Raw genomic sequence first — 16,318 nt, forward strand, 5'->3', positions numbered from 1 at the left:
TGTGGAGGGGAGCGAGAAGACGCCCTCCTGCCCAGGCGGTGACGCAGCGCATGGCACTCGGTACGCCCCGATTCGACGCCGGGCGAAGTTGCCTGGACCTCCTGGCCACCGCGCACCCGGAGGAACGGATCGGTACGGCGGGGGAGTTGGCGGCCTGGGTGGTCGCGGCCGGGCTGGTGCCGACGGGGACTCCGCTGGGGCAGGCCGACGGGGTCTGGGTCGTGCGGTTCCTGGAACTGCGGTGGCACATAGAGAGGTTGGTACGAGCCTCCCGCGCCCCCGTTGACTCCCTGGACCGCGTCAACCGCACCGCCCGCGCCGCCGCACCCCCCGCCGTCCGGGCCGTCGCCCAGCAGAACGGGCCGCTCGTACGGGAGTTGGCCGAGGTGCCCACGGCCGCCGCGCTTCTCTCCCTCCTCGCCCGCGACGCCATCGACCTCCTCACCGACCCCCTCGCGCGGGCGGCCGTGCGTGAATGCGCGGGGGAGGGATGTCCGTTGCTGTATCTCGACACCTCGCGCGGGCGCCGCAGGCGATGGTGTTCCAGCGAGGTGTGCGGGAACCGTGAGCGGGTCGCCCGGCACCGCAGGCGGGTCGCGCTCGCACGGTCCTGAACGTCCGGGTACGGCCCAAGTGCCGGAAAAGCACCTTCACTTGGGTCATGTGATTTGGGCAACACGGGGTTTGCCTGACCATAAGTCAGGGCAGCGCAAGCTCGCTTGACGCCGTGTCGGAAATGTAAAGATCGCGCGGTGAGAATGTGCGCGCATGTCCCGCTCGTCACACCACCCTTGAGAAAAACACCACCCCACCTTGAACAACCACGCCTCCCGCCCCGTACGAAGGGGCGAGCGACCGACGGGGGCAAGCCCCGGACACCGGAGGTGGGCGTGCGCAAGGATGCGGCCGTGGCCAATGAACGTGGATCGAGGGCCCGACATCGCATGTCCTCGCAGCCCTCACAATCGTCGGAACCCGACGAGGAGTTGATGCGGGCCCTGTACCGGGAGCACGCCGGACCGCTGCTCGCCTATGTCCTCCGGCTGGTCGCCGGTGACCGGCAGCGCGCCGAGGACGTCGTACAGGAAACGCTCATCCGTGCCTGGAAGAACGCCGGTCAGCTCAATCGGGCGACCGGTTCGGTACGCCCCTGGCTGGTGACGGTCGCCCGGCGCATCGTCATCGACGGCCACCGCAGCCGGCAGGCCCGGCCGCAGGAGGTCGATCCGTCGCCGCTGGAGGTCATCCCCGCGGAGGACGAGATCGACAAGGCGCTGTGGCTGATGACGCTGACGGACGCGCTCGACGACCTGACCCCGGCCCACCGGGAGGTGCTCGTCGAGACCTACTTCAAGGGGCGTACGGTCAACGAGGCGGCCCAGACCCTCGGGATACCCAGCGGCACAGTCCGCTCACGGGTGTTCTACGCCCTGCGATCGATGAAGCTGGCGCTGGAGGAGCGGGGGGTGACGGCGTGATGAGCGTGTACGGGGGAATGCGAGGATTCGGCGCGGGGAGTACGGGTATGTCTGGCGGCATGCAGGGATCTCCGGTGCCGAACGAGCACGAGACCGTCGGCGCCTACGCCCTCGGAATTCTCGACGACACCGAGGCGACCGCGTTCGAGACGCACCTCGCCGGCTGCGAATGGTGCGCCCAGCAACTGGACGAACTCGCGGGGATGGAGCCCATGCTGGCCGCCCTCGCCGACCTGCCGGGCACCGGCAGCACCCCGGTCATCGGGGAGTCGCTGTCCGCGCGGCCCACCCCGAGGCTGGTCGAGAAGCTGGTCGACGAGGTGGCGGAGCGGCGCGCGAGCAAGCGGCGCCGCGGCTTCTACCTGGTCGCCGCCGCGGCCGCGCTGATCATCGGCGGCCCGGTGGCCGTGATGTCGGTGAGCGGTGGTGGCACGAGTCAGACGGCGACCCCGCTGGCCGCCTCCGCCAAGGACCACTTCGCCCAGTTGCCCACCAAGGTCACCGGCACGGACGCCGGAACCGGCGTCTCCGCGACCGTCGCCCTGCAGGGCAAGACGTGGGGCACCGACGCGGTGCTGCGCCTCGCCGGTGTCAAGGGCGAGCAGAAGTGCTCCCTGATCGCGGTCGGCAAGAACGGCGAGCGGCAGACGCTCGGCTCCTGGAGCGTGCCCAAGGACGGCTACGGCCTCCCGGACGCCAAGACCGAGCAGGCCCGCAACCCGCTGTTCATCGGGGGCGGCACCGCTCTCCAGCCCGGCGAGATCGACCACTTCGACGTCATGACCCTGGACGGCAAGAAGCTGGTCCAAGTGGACGCCTAGTGGGTGCCTGGCAGGTGCCTGAAATCACGCCCGCGTAGCTTTGCCGGGTCCTCTTCGCGTACGGTTGACGGCTGCCCAGCACGTCAGAAGGGGGCCCGGTGGCCGCTCAGGTTCAGCAGTCCGCGGATCTTTCGGTACACGGCGCGAACGACTCCGTCCGGGACCGGGAGATCAGCGTCGAACAGGAACACCTGGACCGGGTGTACCGGCGGCTCGAGGAGAAGATCCACGAGGCCGAGTTCCTGATGCACGACGCGGCCCAGCGCGGCCATGTGGGCACGCCGGGCGCGCTGGCCGAGCGGGACGCGCAGGTCTTCCGGGCCGGCATCCATCTCAACCGGCTGAACAACGAGTTCGAGGACTTCCTCTTCGGCCGGGTCGACCTGCTCCAGGGCAAGGACGGCAAGAAGGGTCCGGACGGCGCGTACACCGCCGTCGAGCCCGCCGAGGGTGCCGTGCGCCCCGACAACACCGCCGACATCGCCGAGACCCTGCACATCGGGCGGATCGGCGTGCTGGACGAGGACTACTCGCCGCTGGTCATCGACTGGCGGGCGCCGGCCGCCGCGCCGTTCTACCGCTCCACCCCGGTCGACCCCGGCCGGGTCGTGCGGCGCCGGGTCATCCGCTCCAAGGGCCGCCGGGTCCTCGGCGTGGAGGACGACCTGATGCGCCCCGAGCTGACGGCCACCCTGGACGGCGAGGAGCTGCCCGTCATCGGCGACGGCGCCCTCATGGCCGCCCTCGGCCAGGCGCGCGGGCACACCATGCGGGACATCGTCTCCTCGATCCAGGCCGAGCAGGACCAGGTCATCCGCGCCCCCGCCGCCTCCGTCACCTACGTGGAGGGCGGCCCCGGCACCGGCAAGACCGCCGTCGCCCTGCACCGCGCGGCCTACCTGCTCTACCAGGACCGCAGACGCTACGCGGGCGGCATCCTGATCGTCTCGCCGACCCCGCTGCTGGTGGCCTACACCGAGGGCGTGCTGCCCTCGCTCGGCGAGGAGGGCCAGGTCGCCATCCGCGCGATCGGCTCCCTGGTCGACGGTGTCGAGGCCACGCTCCACGACTCCCCGGCCGTCGCCCGCGCCAAGGGCTCGTACCGGATGCTGAAGGTGCTGCGCCGGGCCGCGCGCGGCGCCCTGGAACTCGGCAGCGACGGCAACGCGCTGCCCGACCGGCTCCGCGTGGTCGCCTTCGGCCGCCGCCTGGAACTGGAGGCCGGCGAGCTGGAGAACGTCCGCCGCACCGCGCTCGGCGGCACCGCTCCGGTCAACCTGCTCCGCCCCCGCGCCCGCAAGCTGCTGCTGGACGCCCTGTGGGCCAAGTCCGGCGCCGCCTCCCGGCACACCGACCCGGAGCTGGCCGCCGAGCTGCGCGCCTCCTTCGACGACGACGTTGCCGACGAGGACTCCTTCCTCGCCTTCCTCGACGCCTGGTGGCCCGAGCTGACCCCCAAGGGCGTCCTCGCCGCCATGGCCGACGAGAGACGCCTCGGCCGCTGGGCCCGCCGGGTGCTCAACCCCGGCGAGGTCCGCAAGGTCGCCCGCGCGCTGAAGCGGGACGGCTTCTCCGTGCACGACATCGCCATGCTGGACGAACTCCAGGCGATCCTCGGCGCCCCGGCCCGCCCCCGCAAGAAGCGCGAACTCGACCCGCTGGACCAGCTCACCGGCCTGGAGGAGCTGATGCCGGTGCGCGAGGAGACCCAGCGCGAGCGCGCCGAGCGGCTGGCCCAGGAGCGCACCGAGTACGCGCACGTCATCGTGGACGAGGCGCAGGACCTCACCCCGATGCAGTGGCGCATGGTCGGCCGCAGGGGCCGGCACGCCACCTGGACGGTCGTCGGCGACCCCGCCCAGTCCTCCTGGTCCGACCCGGACGAGGCGGCCGAGGCCCGCGACGAGGCCCTGGGCTCCAGACCCCGGCGCCGCTTCGAGCTGACCGTCAACTACCGCAACCCGGCCGAGATCGCCGAGCTGGCCGCCAAGGTGCTTGCCCTCGCCATGCCCGGCTCCGAGTCCCCCCGCGCCGTACGCTCCACCGGCGTCCGGCCGCGCTTCGAGGTGGCCGGGGACTCCCTGGCCGACACGGTCCGCGCGGAGGCCGAGCGGCTGCTCTCCCTGGTGGACGGCACCGTCGGCGTCGTCGTCGCCATGAACCGGCGCGAGGAGGCCCGCCGCTGGCTCGCCGGGCTCGGGGACCGCGTGGTCGCCCTCGGCAGCCTGGAGGCCAAGGGCCTGGAGTACGACGCGACCGTGGTCGTCTCCCCGGCCGAGATCGCCGACGAGTCCCCGGCCGGCCTGCGCGTGCTGTACGTCGCCCTCACCCGCGCGACCCAGCAGCTCACCGTCGTCTCCGGCGACCGCGACGAGCCGGACGCGGCCCGCGTCCCGGACCTGCTGCGGGACTGAACGGGGCTGTTTTACGGAACCTCGCGCACGGGGGAATGCCCCTGGGGGTCCGTTTGTTAGCCTTGACGTGACACCGGCCCGATCCAAGCCCCCGGGCCCAACCTTCGTCGCTACGAGCGACCACTTGCCGCGAGGCGAGCATGGCGGGTCGGTGTCATGAATGTGAGCGAGAGGCCCACGTCCTTTGTGACGTGGGCCTCTCGTCTTGGGCAACGGCCCGAGAACACAACGTCCGCAATCGGAGCCGACTACCACGTACTCGGCGGTAGGTGCGACGATCGGACGGCACAACACGCGACACGGTGAAAGCAGAGGAAGTCGGCCATGGCAACGGCGCCCAGCGTCTCCTACTCGATGACGGTCCGGTTGGAGGTGCCCGCGAGCGGAACGGCCGTATCGCAGCTCACCACCGCCGTCGAGTCCTCCGGAGGCTCGGTCACCGGCCTCGACGTCACCGCCTCCGGGCACGAGAAGCTCCGGATCGACGTCACCATCGCGGCCAGCTCCACCGCGCACGCCGACGAGATCGTCGAGGAGCTGCGGAACATCGAGGGCGTCACCCTCGGCAAGGTCTCCGACCGTACGTTCCTGATGCACCTCGGCGGCAAGATCGAGATGCAGTCCAAGCACCCCATCCGCAACCGTGACGACCTCTCCATGGTCTACACGCCCGGTGTGGCCCGCGTCTGCATGGCCATCGCGGAGAACCCCGAGGACGCCCGGCGCCTGACCATCAAGCGCAACTCCGTTGCGGTCGTGACGGACGGTTCCGCGGTGCTCGGCCTCGGCAACATCGGACCCAAGGCCGCGCTGCCGGTCATGGAGGGCAAGGCGGCCCTGTTCAAGCGGTTCGCCGGCATCGACGCCTGGCCGCTGTGCCTGGACACCCAGGACACCGACGCGATCGTGGAGATCGTCAAGGCCATCGCCCCCGGCTTCGCGGGCATCAACCTGGAGGACATCTCCGCGCCCCGCTGCTTCGAGATCGAGGCCCGGCTGCGCGAGGCCCTGGACATCCCGGTCTTCCACGACGACCAGCACGGCACCGCCATCGTCGTGCTCGCCGCGCTGACCAACGCGCTGCGCGTCACCGGCCGTTCGATGGAGTCCATCCGGGTGGTCATGTCCGGCGCCGGAGCGGCCGGTACGGCCATCCTGAAGCTGCTGCTGGCCGCGGGCGTCAAGAACGCCGTCGTCGCCGACATCCACGGCGTGGTGCACGCCGGCCGCGAGGACCTGGTGGACGCCTACCCGGACTCCGCGCTGCGCTGGATCGCGGACAACACCAACCCCGAGAACCTCACCGGCACCCTCAAGGAGGCCGTGCGCGGCGCCGACGTCTTCATCGGCGTCTCCGCCCCGAACGTGCTGGACGGCACCGACGTGGCCGCCATGGCGGACGGCGCGATCGTCTTCGCACTGGCGAACCCGGACCCCGAGGTCGACCCCGCGGTGGCCCGGCAGACGGCCGCCGTGGTGGCCACCGGCCGCTCGGACTTCCCCAACCAGATCAACAACGTGCTGGTCTTCCCCGGTGTCTTCCGGGGCCTGCTGGACGCCCAGTCCCGCACCGTCAACACCGAGATGATGCTCGCCGCCGCGCAGGCGCTGGCCAACGTGGTGACCGAGGACGAGCTGAACCCGAACTACATCGTCCCCAGCGTCTTCAACGACAAGGTCGCGGGCGCCGTGGCCGGGGCCGTCCGGGAGGCCGCCAAGGCGGCCGGAGCGGCTGCTGCGGCGTCCTAGCGGCGCTTGCCGTAGGGTCGGGGAGGTTGTGTGGACCGGCGCGGCCTCCCCTACGGCGAGTCGTCGGTTCCCCGGTCGTGACGCCCTCTAGGGTGTCGGCGGGGCAGGCGCTTTCCTGTGACTCCCCAGGGTGGTCTCATGACTCCTACGGGTGCCGGATTGGCTTTCCCGCCGCAGGTAGGGGCAGGATGCGTCTCTGGGCGCGAGCGCATCGGCATCGATCTCACCTCACGCCTCATTGGCAAGAAGAACACGGGAGTAAGAACATGAACCGCAGTGAGCTGGTGGCCGCGCTGGCCGACCGCGCCGAGGTGACCCGCAAGGACGCCGACGCCGTGCTGGCCGCGTTCGCCGAGGTCGTCGGCGACATCGTCTCCAAGGGCGACGAGAAGGTCACCATCCCCGGCTTCCTGACCTTCGAGCGCACCCACCGTGCCGCTCGTACCGCGCGCAACCCGCAGACCGGTGAGCCCATCAACATCCCGGCCGGCTTCAGCGTGAAGGTCTCCGCGGGCTCGAAGCTCAAGGAAGCCGCCAAGGGCAAGTAACCCCCATAACGCAAAGTGGGCGGCTCCCCGTGAGGGGGCCGCCCATTCTGCGTACGCGGAGTACTCGGCGTACTTCGGGGCTGTCAGCCGAGCGCCTTGCCCGGCAGTTCGACCTTCGCGCCCAGTTCCACGAGCTTCTCCATGAAGTTCTCGTAGCCGCGGTTGATCAGGTCGATGCCGTGGACCCGCGAGGTGCCCTCGGCGGCGAGGGCCGCGATGAGGTACGAGAAGCCGCCGCGCAGGTCGGGGATGACCAGGTCGGCGCCCTGGAGCTTGGTGGGGCCGGAGACGACCGCCGAGTGCAGGAAGTTCCGCGCGCCGAAGCGGCAGTCCGAGCCGCCCAGGCACTCGCGGTAGAGCTGGATGTGCGCGCCCATCTGGTTCAGCGCCGAGGTGAAGCCGAGCCGTGACTCGTACACCGTCTCGTGGACGATGGACAGGCCCGTGGCCTGGGTGAGGGCCACCACCAGCGGCTGCTGCCAGTCGGTCTGGAAGCCGGGGTGCACGTCCGTCTCCAGCGCGATGGACTTGAGCTGGCCGCCGGGGTGCCAGAAGCGGATGCCCTCGTCGTCGATCTCGAAGGCGCCGCCGACCTTGCGGTAGGTGTTCAGGAACGTCATCATCGAGCGCTGCTGGGCGCCCCGGACGTAGATGTTGCCGCCGGTCGCGAGCGCCGCGGAAGCCCAGGAGGCGGCCTCCAGGCGGTCCGGGAGGGCGCGGTGGTTGTAGCCGCCGAGCGAGTCCACACCGGTGATGCGGATCGTCCGGTCGGTGTCCATGGCGATGATCGCGCCCATCTTCTGCAGTACGCAGATGAGGTCCTCGATCTCGGGCTCCACGGCCGCGTTGGACAGCTCGGTGACACCCTCGGCCAGCACGGCCGTCAGCAGCACCTGCTCGGTGGCGCCCACCGACGGGTACGGCAGGTCGATCTTCGTGCCGCGCAGCCGCTGCGGGGCCTCCAGGTACTGGCCGTCTGCCCGCTTCTCGATGGTCGCGCCGAACTGGCGCAGCACGTCGAAGTGGAAGTCGATCGGCCGGCCGCCGATGTCGCAGCCGCCGAGGCCCGGGATGAAGGCGTGGCCCAGACGGTGCAGCAGCGGGCCGCAGAACAGGATCGGGATACGGCTGGAACCCGCGTGGGCGTCGATGTCGGCGACGTTCGCGCTCTCGACGTAGGTCGGGTCCAGGATCAGCTCGCCCGGCTCCTCGCCCGGCCGCACCGTCACCCCGTGCAACTGGAGCAGGCCGCGCACGACCCGCACGTCTCGGATGTCCGGGACGTTGCGCAGGCGGCTGGGCGCGCTGCCCAGAAGGGCGGCGACCATGGCCTTCGGCACGAGGTTCTTCGCACCGCGGACACGGATCTCGCCCTCCAGCGGGGTTCCGCCGTGGACAAGCAGGACATCGTCGTTGACGGTCATGAATCTCGCGTTCCGATGAGTCGGGCAGGGGTCGGCCGATCACTTTGCGCAGGGGCCGGAGAGACAGGGTAATCGCCGATCACCCTTCGTCCGTAAGCCCGAGTACCCGCCAGCCGTGTCACAACACGAACGGTTTCCTGACGGGCACGTCGGGTCACCGGAGCTGTGCGCCTCCGTACGGACGTGCTCCCTGTTCATGCGCCTCCAGGCCCCCACACGGGCCCAAGATGCGGGATCATGTCTGGCATGACCGAGGTGTCCTCGCTCACAGGGCGGCTGCTCGTGGCGACCCCCGCTCTGGCGGACCCGAACTTCGACCGCGCGGTGGTGCTCCTCCTCGACCACGACGAGGAGGGCTCCCTGGGTGTGGTCCTCAACCGGCCCACCCCGGTGGACGTGCGGGATGTGCTGGCCGGCTGGGCGGCCCTGGCGGGCGAGCCCGGCGTGGTCTTCCAGGGCGGCCCCGTCTCGCTGGACTCCGCGCTCGGCATCGCCGTGGTCCCCGGCGGCGGGGAGGGGGAGGGCGCGGCCCCGCTCGGCTGGCGGCAGGTGCACGGCGCGATCGGCCTGGTCGACCTGGAGACCCCGCCCGAGCTGGTCGCCTCCGCCCTCGGCGCGCTGCGCATCTTCGCCGGGTACGCGGGCTGGGGGCCGGGCCAGCTCCAGGACGAGCTGGACCAGGGCGCCTGGTACGTGGTCGAGTCCGAGCCCGGCGACATCTCCTCCCCGGCGCCCGAACGGCTGTGGCGTGAGGTGCTGCGCCGGCAGCGCGGAGACCTCGCGATGGTGGCCACGTATCCGGACGACCCATCGCTCAACTGATGCCCGTGAGCTTCAGTACCCTTGGGCTTATGAGCACTCTTGAGCCCGAGCGCGGGACTGGTACGGGGACCCTCGTCGAGCCGACGCCGCAGGTGTCCCACGGTGACGGCGACCATGAGCGCTTCGCCCACTACGTCCAGAAGGACAAGATCATGGCGAGCGCCCTGGACGGCACCCCCGTCGTGGCGCTGTGCGGCAAGGTCTGGGTGCCGGGCCGCGACCCGAAGAAGTACCCCGTCTGCCCCATGTGCAAAGAGATCTACGAGTCCATGAGCAGCGGTGGCGACAAGGGCGGGGACAAGGACAAGAAGTAACCCCGCCGTCCCCCCTTCACGGATTGCCGCCGGCGCCCTTCCCCGCGTTTTTCGCGCGTGTTTCACCGGGCGCCGGGGCAACGTCCCCCTGATATGGATTCCGGGCTGTGCGCCGAGGTATTGCGGGGGCTGAAGTGACGGATGTGATTCCGGCGCCGGTGGAGGCGTACGGGGGACCGGGCGAGGGATTCCTGCTCGGTCCCGGCACCGGTCTGGCGGCCTCGGGGGAGGGCGCCGAGAGCACCGCCCGCTGGCTGCGCGGCACCCTGGGCGCGGCCACCGGCTTCCCCCTGGCCCCGGCCGACCCCGCCGCCGAGAACGCCGTACGGCTCACCGTCGACCCGCGTCTCACCGCGGAACTCGGCGCCGAGGGCTACCGGCTCGACGTCACGCCCAGCGGCGCCGACCTGCGCGGAGGCGGTCCGGCCGGGCTGTTCTGGGGCGCCCAGACGCTACGGCAACTGCTCGGCCCCGACGCCTTCCGGCGCGCCCCGCTGCCCGGCCGGACCTGGCGGCTGCCGCCGGTGCGGATCAGCGACACGCCCCGGTTCGGCTGGCGCGGCATGCTGCTCGACGTGGCCCGGCACTTCATGCCCAAGGAAGGAGTGCTGCGCTATCTCGATCTGCTGGCCGCGCACAAACTCAACGTCCTGCACTTGCACCTGACGGACGATCAAGGCTGGCGCATCGAGATCAAGCGCCACCCCCGGCTCACCGAGGTCGGCTCCTGGCGCACGCGGACCAAATTCGGCCACCGCTCGTCCCCTCTCTGGGAGGCGAAACCGCACGGCGGCCACTACACCCAGGACGACATCCGGGAGATCGTCTCCTACGCCGCCGAACGGCATATCACCGTCGTCCCGGAAATCGATCTCCCCGGCCACTCCCAGGCCGCCATCGCCGCCTACCCGGAACTCGGCAACACCGACGCCGTCGACACCGCCGCCGTCACCGTCCGGGACGACTGGGGGATCTCCCCGTACGTGCTCGCCCCCACCGAGGCCGTCCTCGCGTTCTACGAGGGCGTGCTGGAGGAGGTGCTGGCGCTGTTCCCGTCGCCCTTCGTGCACCTCGGCGGCGACGAGTGCCCGCCGGACCAGTGGCGGAAGTCGGCCACCGCGCGGGCCCGCGCCGCCGAACTCGGACTCCTCGACGTGGACGGGCTGCGCGCCTGGTTCGCCGGCCACTTCGGGGCCTGGCTGGCCGCGCGCGGGCGCCGGATGCTCGGCTGGGACGAGATCCTCGACGGCCCGCTCCCGCCCGGCGCCGTGGTCTCCTCCTGGCGCGGGCACCGGGGCGGCCGGATCGCCGCGCGGGCCGGACACGACGTGGTCATGTGCCCCGAGCAGCACGTCTACCTCGATCACCGGCAGGCGCCCGGCGAGGACGAGCCGGTGCCCATCGGCTACGTCCGCACCCTGGCCGACGTCTACCGGTTCGAGCCCGTACCGGACGGTCTCACCGCCGAGGAAGCACGCCATGCGCTGGGCGCCCAGGCCAATGTGTGGACCGAGGTGACCGAGGACGCCGGACGCGTGGACTACCAGGTCTTCCCCCGGCTCGCCGCGTTCGCCGAGGTCGCCTGGAGTCCGCTGCCCGCGCCCGCCGAGCGGGACCTCGCGGACTTCGAGCGCCGGATGGGCGCCCACTACCGGCGACTTGACGCCCTCGGCGTCGCGTACCGGCCGCCCGGCGGCCCCCACCCCTGGCAGCGGCGCCCCGGAGTGCCGGGACGGCCTTTCGCCGGACCGCCCGCCGAGCCGGAACCCACGGCCCCCGTGCCCTCGAACGCCCGCCCGGACACGTAACGGGAGAACCACCCGTGACCTCACCGAAGAGGGTCAATCGGACCCACCCGAAGATGCTGGTGTAAACGGGACCATCCGCCCGATGGAGTGGGTCAACACCCCTTGGCCGACCCGCGCGTCCGAGCCTTGCGAAGATGTGCCAGAGTTGCCACGTCCGCCCTGTCAGCACGTACCGTACGGCAGCACAGGCGCGACCAGGTGGGGCAGCGGGAAGGGGCAGCCGGTTTGACCACGCACGCACCGCAGGCGGCACAGGCCGTCACGCTGCCCACGACGCTGGACGAGGCGGTGGCGGCCCTGACCGCCATGCCCGCCGCGGTCCCCGTCGCCGGCGGCACCGACCTCATGGCGGCCGTCAACTCCGGGCAGCTCAGGCCCGCCGCGCTGGTCGGCCTCGGCCGGATCAGCGAGATCCGCGGCTGGCAGTACCAGGACGGCCACGCGCTGCTCGGCGCCGGCCTCACCCACGCCCGCATGGGCCGCCCCGACTTCGCCGCGCTGATCCCGGCGCTCGCCGCCGCCGCGCGCGCCGCCGGACCGCCGCACATCCGCAACGCGGGCACCCTCGGCGGCAACATCGCCTCCGCCGCGCCCACCGGTGACGCGCTGCCGGTGCTGGCCGCGCTGGAGGCCACGCTGATCGTCGCCGGACCGGACGGCGCCCGCCGCGAGGTCCCCGTCTCGCACCTGCTGGCCGGGGTCGAGATGCTGCGCGGCGGCGAACTCATCGGCTACGTCCGGGTTCCGCTGCTGCACGCCCCCCAGGTCTTCCTCAAGGCCACCGGACGCACCGGGCCCGGCCGCTCGGTCGCCTCCGTCGCCCTCGTCCTCGACCCCGCCCGGCGCGGAGTGCGGTGCGCGGTCGGTGCCATAGCGCCGATGCCGCTGCGCCCGCTGGACGCCGAGCAGTGGGTCGCGCAGCTCATCGACTGGGACAACGACCGCGTCCTCGTCCCCGAAGCCCTGCAGGCGTTCGGCGAGTACGTCGCCGCGGCCTGCATCCCCGACCCGGTGCCGGAGCCGGACGGCACGGTCGTCCCGCTGCCGCCCGCGGTACTGCACCTGCGGCGCACCGTCGCCGCGCTGGCACGACGAGCACTGGGGAGGGCGCTGTCGTGACCGACGACCAGCGCGGACACGAGGACGACACGCCCCAGGGCGGCGGCCGCTGGAACCCGCTGCCCCAGGGCGAGTACGACGACGGCGCGACCGCCTTCGTGCAGCTCCCCGAGGGCGGCATCGACGCCCTGCTCGCCGGTGACAGCCCGCTGGCCGCGCCGGGCCACGGCTATGTGCCGCCCCGGATAACGACCCCGCCCGAGGACGAGAACGCGTGGGGCGCCCAGGAGCAGTGGCCCGCGCAGGACACCGTCCCGGCCCAGCAGCAGCCGCACGGCGACGACCGGTTCACCTACCAGCCCGAGGCGCAGGGGCACTGGGCTCCCGAGGAGACCGCCGCCGCGTCCGGCCACGACGTCACCGGGCAGTGGTCCGTGCCGGTCGCCGGGGGCGATCTGCCCGACGAGTCCGGCGAGTTCACCACCTCCGCGCTGGCCGAGCAGTGGGGCGCCGCCCCGCCCGTCCTGCCCGGCGGCGCGGCCGCGCCGTGGGTCACGGACACGATCGGGGGCGCTTGGGGCCCGCAGGAGTCTGCGGCGCCTGAGCAGGAGGCCGCTCCGGTCACTGATGCCGAGGAGGCCGCCGAGCCCGCCGAGGACGGCGAGAGCCCCGTGGAGGCCCCTGAGGGCGCCTCTGACGGCCCGTCGGACGAGGACGCGACCGGGGAGCCCGAGGCGGCTCCCGAGGCCGTGGAGGAGCCCCCCGCGGCCGAAGAGGACATGGCCGGCGAGGACGCCGAGGACGAGGAACCGCCACCCCCGCCCCAGGACGAACACCCCCTCGCCTCCTACGTGCTGCGCGTCAACGGCGCCGACCGGCCCGTCACCGACGCCTGGATCGGCGAGTCCCTGCTCTACGTGCTGCGCGAGCGCCTCGGCCTCGCGGGCGCCAAGGACGGCTGCTCGCAGGGCGAGTGCGGGGCGTGCAACGTCCAGGTCGACGGACGGCTCGTGGCCTCCTGCCTGGTCCCGGCGGTCACCGCCGCGGGCAGCGAGGTCCGTACCGTCGAGGGCCTGGCGAGCGGCGGGCACCCCTCCGACGTCCAGCGGGCGCTGGCCCGGTGCGGCGCCGTGCAGTGCGGCTTCTGCGTACCCGGCATCGCCATGACCCTGCACGACCTGCTGGAGGGCAACCCGGCCCCCACCGAGCTGGAGACCCGCCAGGCGCTCTGCGGCAACCTCTGCCGCTGCTCCGGCTACCGGGGCGTGCTCGACGCCGTACGCGACGTCGTCGCCGAGCGCGAGGCCGGCCTCGGGGCCGATGCCGAGCCGGACGACCCCGCCGCGCGCATCCCGCACCAGGCGGGACCCGGCTCCGGCGGCGTGCACCCCTCGGCGTTCGAAGCACCCGGTGCCTTCGGCGCGTTCGGCGCCCCGCAGGACCACCCGCACGACCCGCACCACGGCCAGGACGGAGGCCAGGCGTGAGCGACGAAGCCGCCACCGCGACCACGGCGGCGGAAGCCCCCGCGGCCGAGCCCCTGCCGCACGGCCTGGGTGCCTCCCTGCCCCACGCCGACGCCCGCGCCAAGACCGAGGGCACCTTCCCGTACGCGGCCGACCTGTGGGCCGAGGGCCTGCTGTGGGCCGCCGTGCTGCGCTCCCCGCACGCGCACGCGCGCATCGTCTCCATCGACACCACGCACGCGCGCGCCATGCCCGGCGTACGGGCCGTCGTCACCCACGAGGACGTGCCCGGCACCTCCCGGCACGGCCGGGGCACCCCCGACCGGCCGGTGTTCGCCTCCGAGGTGGTCCGCCACCACGGCGAGCCCATCGCCGCCGTCGCCGCCGACCACCCCGACACCGCGCGGATGGCCGCCGCCGCCGTCATCGTCGAGTACGAGCCCCTGGACCCGGTCACCGACCCCGAGCGCGCCTTCGAGGCCGAGCCGCTGCACCCGGACGGCAACCTGATCCGGCACATCCCGCTGCGCCACGGCGACCCCGACGCGGCCGGCGAGATCGTCGTGGAGGGCCTGTACCGCATCGGCCGCCAGGACCCCGCGCCCATCGGCGCCGAGGCCGGGCTCGCCGTACCGCGCCCGGACGGCGGGGTGGAGCTGTACCTCGCCTCCACCGACCCGCACAGCGACCGCAACACCGCCGCCGCCTGCTTCGGGCTGCCCGCCGACCGGGTGAAGATCGTCGTCACCGGCGTGCCCGGCGCCACCGCCGACCGCGAGGACCAGGGCTTCCAACTGCCCCTCGGTCTGCTCGCGTTGCGCACCGGCTGCCCGGTGAAGCTCACCGCCAGCCGCGAGGAGTCCTTCCTCGGGCACGCCCACCGCCACCCCACCCTGCTGCGCTACCGCCACCACGCGGACGCCGAGGGCAGACTCGTCAAGGTCGAGGCGCAGATCCTGCTGGACGCGGGCGCCTACGCCGACACCTCCGCCGACGCCCTGGCCGTCGCCGTCTCCTTCGCGTGCGGCCCCTATGTCGTGCCGAACGCCTTCATCGAGGGCTGGGCCGTACGCACCAACAACCCGCCCTCCGGCCATGTGCGCGGCGAGGGCGCGATGCAGGTGTGCGCCGCCTACGAGGCGCAGATGGACAAGCTGGCCAAGAAGCTGGGCCTGGACCCGGCCGAGGTGCGGCTGCGTAACGTGCTGGCCACCGGCGACGTGCTCCCCATCGGCCAGACCGTGACCTGCCCGGCCCCGGTCGCCGAACTCCTCACCGCCGTACGGGACTTCCCGCTGCCGGCCCTGCCCAAGGACGGCCCGGAGGAGGACTGGCTGCTGCCCGGCGGCCCCGAGGGCGCGGGCGAGCCGGGCGCGGTGCGCCGGGGCGTCGGCTACGGCCTCGGCATGGTGCACATGCTCGGCGCGGAGGGCACCGACGAGGTCTCCACCGCGACCGTACGCGTCCACGACGGCGTCGCCACCGTGCTCTGCGCGGCCGTGGAGTCCGGGCAGGGGTTCACCACGCTGGCCCGGCAGATCGTGCAGGAGACGCTCGGCATCGACGAGGTGCACGTCGCCCCGGTCGACACCGACCAGCCCCCGGCCGGCCCCGGCTGCCGGGGCCGCCACACCTGGGTCTCCGGCGGGGCGGTGGAGCGGGCGGCCAAGATGGTCCGCACCCAGCTCCTGCAGCCGCTGGCGCACCAGTTCGGCATGTCCACCGAGCTGCTCCAGATCGCCGACGGCAAGATCACCTCGTACGACGGGGTGCTCTCCACCACCGTCACCGAGGCGCTGGAGGGCAAGGAACTGTGGGCCACCGCCCAGTGCCGCCCGCACCCCACCGAGCCGCTGGATGGCGCCGGGCAGGGTGACGCCTTCGTCGGCCTCGCCTTCTGCGCGATCCGCGCGGTGGTCGACGTCGACGTGGAGCTGGGCTCGGTACGGGTGGTGGAGCTGGCGGTCGCGCAGGACGTGGGCCGGGTGCTCAACCCCGCGCAACTGGCGGCGCGGATCGAGGGCGGGGTCACGCAGGGCGTGGGCATCGCGCTCACCGAGAACCTCCGTACGCCGCGCGGGCTGATCCGCCATCCCGACCTCACCGGGTACGCGCTGCCGACCGCGCTGGACGCGCCGGACATCCGGATCGTGAAGCTGGTCGAGGAGCGGGACGTGGTAGCGCCGTTCGGCGCGAAGCCGGTCAGCGCGGTGCCGGTGGTGACGTCGCCCGCGGCGATCGCGTCGGCGGTGCGGGCGGCTACGGGGCGGCCGGTGAACCGGTTGCCGATCCGGCCGCAGGCGGCTGTGGTCAACGCGCGGTGAGCTGGGGTTTGTTCGGCTTCTTGGGGCGGCTGGGGTCGCCTTATGCACGGCTGAGGTCGCCTGTTCGGATGAACTTGCTTCCCTGAGGCAA

Annotated in this window: 13 protein-coding genes; 12 read left to right on the forward strand and 1 reads right to left on the reverse strand. The window is 72.6% G+C overall.

Going from position 1 to position 16,318, the window contains the following annotated elements; translation table 11 throughout:
* The first annotated feature begins 50 nt into the window (after window positions 1-50).
* The 6 genes from E5083_RS29455 to E5083_RS29480 all read left to right on the forward strand — a co-directional run bounded on the left by E5083_RS29455 (window position 51) and on the right by E5083_RS29480 (window position 7,010).
* On the forward strand, window positions 51-614 hold the full coding sequence (locus E5083_RS29455) for a CGNR zinc finger domain-containing protein (protein ID WP_135788725.1): 564 nt from the start codon (window positions 51-53) through the stop codon (window positions 612-614).
* 270 nt (window positions 615-884) lie between these two features.
* Window positions 885-1,478, forward strand: coding sequence for a sigma-70 family RNA polymerase sigma factor (locus E5083_RS29460; RefSeq protein WP_030810966.1), 594 nt, complete (start codon window positions 885-887; stop codon window positions 1,476-1,478).
* Window positions 1,478-2,299, forward strand: a complete 822-nt coding sequence (locus E5083_RS29465) for an anti-sigma factor family protein (RefSeq protein WP_135788726.1) — start codon at window positions 1,478-1,480, stop codon at window positions 2,297-2,299. Before E5083_RS29460 ends, E5083_RS29465 begins: the two co-directional genes overlap by 1 nt.
* A 98-nt stretch (window positions 2,300-2,397) precedes the next feature.
* On the forward strand, window positions 2,398-4,713 hold the full coding sequence (locus E5083_RS29470) for a HelD family protein (RefSeq protein WP_135788727.1): 2,316 nt from the start codon (window positions 2,398-2,400) through the stop codon (window positions 4,711-4,713).
* Window positions 4,714-5,037: 324 nt separating this feature from the next.
* Window positions 5,038-6,462, forward strand: a complete 1,425-nt coding sequence (locus E5083_RS29475) for an NAD-dependent malic enzyme (protein ID WP_135788728.1) — start codon at window positions 5,038-5,040, stop codon at window positions 6,460-6,462.
* A 266-nt stretch (window positions 6,463-6,728) separates the two neighbouring features.
* Window positions 6,729-7,010: an HU family DNA-binding protein gene (locus tag E5083_RS29480; RefSeq protein ID WP_018549700.1), complete on the forward strand. Its 282-nt coding sequence runs from the start codon at window positions 6,729-6,731 to the stop codon at window positions 7,008-7,010.
* An 83-nt stretch (window positions 7,011-7,093) separates the two neighbouring features.
* On the opposite strand, the gene murA is transcribed toward E5083_RS29480, so the two are convergent.
* On the reverse strand, window positions 7,094-8,434 hold the full coding sequence (gene murA, locus E5083_RS29485) for a UDP-N-acetylglucosamine 1-carboxyvinyltransferase (RefSeq protein WP_031182632.1): 1,341 nt from the start codon (window positions 8,432-8,434) through the stop codon (window positions 7,094-7,096).
* A gap of 246 nt (window positions 8,435-8,680) precedes the next feature.
* On the opposite strand from murA, the gene E5083_RS29490 reads away from it, so the two are divergent.
* The 6 genes from E5083_RS29490 to E5083_RS29515 all read left to right on the forward strand — a co-directional run bounded on the left by E5083_RS29490 (window position 8,681) and on the right by E5083_RS29515 (window position 16,227).
* The gene (locus E5083_RS29490) at window positions 8,681-9,256 is read left to right on the forward strand and encodes a YqgE/AlgH family protein (protein WP_161191914.1); all 576 of its coding nucleotides are present in this window, start codon (window positions 8,681-8,683) and stop codon (window positions 9,254-9,256) included.
* Window positions 9,257-9,285: 29 nt separating this feature from the next.
* Window positions 9,286-9,570 carry a DUF3039 domain-containing protein gene (locus E5083_RS29495; protein ID WP_030810948.1) on the forward strand — a complete coding sequence of 95 codons (285 nt, stop codon included), beginning with the start codon at window positions 9,286-9,288 and terminating at the stop codon, window positions 9,568-9,570.
* A 134-nt stretch (window positions 9,571-9,704) separates the two neighbouring features.
* The gene (locus tag E5083_RS29500; RefSeq protein WP_244317688.1) at window positions 9,705-11,378 is read left to right on the forward strand and encodes a beta-N-acetylhexosaminidase; all 1,674 of its coding nucleotides are present in this window, start codon (window positions 9,705-9,707) and stop codon (window positions 11,376-11,378) included.
* Window positions 11,379-11,603: 225 nt separating this feature from the next.
* A complete protein-coding gene (locus E5083_RS29505; protein ID WP_030810943.1) occupies window positions 11,604-12,497 on the forward strand; it encodes an FAD binding domain-containing protein in 894 nt (297 codons plus the stop codon).
* A complete protein-coding gene (locus tag E5083_RS29510) occupies window positions 12,494-13,924 on the forward strand; it encodes a 2Fe-2S iron-sulfur cluster-binding protein (RefSeq protein ID WP_135788731.1) in 1,431 nt (476 codons plus the stop codon). Before E5083_RS29505 ends, E5083_RS29510 begins: the two co-directional genes overlap by 4 nt.
* Window positions 13,921-16,227 carry a xanthine dehydrogenase family protein molybdopterin-binding subunit gene (locus E5083_RS29515; RefSeq protein WP_135788732.1) on the forward strand — a complete coding sequence of 769 codons (2,307 nt, stop codon included), beginning with the start codon at window positions 13,921-13,923 and terminating at the stop codon, window positions 16,225-16,227. Before E5083_RS29510 ends, E5083_RS29515 begins: the two co-directional genes overlap by 4 nt.
* The last annotated feature ends 91 nt before the right edge of the window (window positions 16,228-16,318 follow it).

It is taken from the genome of Streptomyces bauhiniae (assembly GCF_004784475.1).
Taxonomy (GTDB): domain Bacteria; phylum Actinomycetota; class Actinomycetes; order Streptomycetales; family Streptomycetaceae; genus Streptomyces; species Streptomyces seoulensis.

What these genes read in the sequence shown, in the direction of transcription:
- E5083_RS29455 (WP_135788725.1), top strand. Translation starts at nt 51, where the DNA reads ATGGCACTCGGTACGCCCCGATTCGACGCCGGGCGAAGTTGCCTGGAC.
- E5083_RS29465 (WP_135788726.1), top strand. Translation starts at nt 1,478, where the DNA reads ATGAGCGTGTACGGGGGAATGCGAGGATTCGGCGCGGGGAGTACGGGT.
- E5083_RS29475 (WP_135788728.1), top strand. Translation starts at nt 5,038, where the DNA reads ATGGCAACGGCGCCCAGCGTCTCCTACTCGATGACGGTCCGGTTGGAG.
- E5083_RS29480 (WP_018549700.1), top strand. Translation starts at nt 6,729, where the DNA reads ATGAACCGCAGTGAGCTGGTGGCCGCGCTGGCCGACCGCGCCGAGGTG.
- murA (WP_031182632.1), bottom strand. Translation starts at nt 8,434, where the DNA reads ATGACCGTCAACGACGATGTCCTGCTTGTCCACGGCGGAACCCCGCTG.
- E5083_RS29490 (WP_161191914.1), top strand. Translation starts at nt 8,681, where the DNA reads ATGACCGAGGTGTCCTCGCTCACAGGGCGGCTGCTCGTGGCGACCCCC.
- E5083_RS29495 (WP_030810948.1), top strand. Translation starts at nt 9,286, where the DNA reads ATGAGCACTCTTGAGCCCGAGCGCGGGACTGGTACGGGGACCCTCGTC.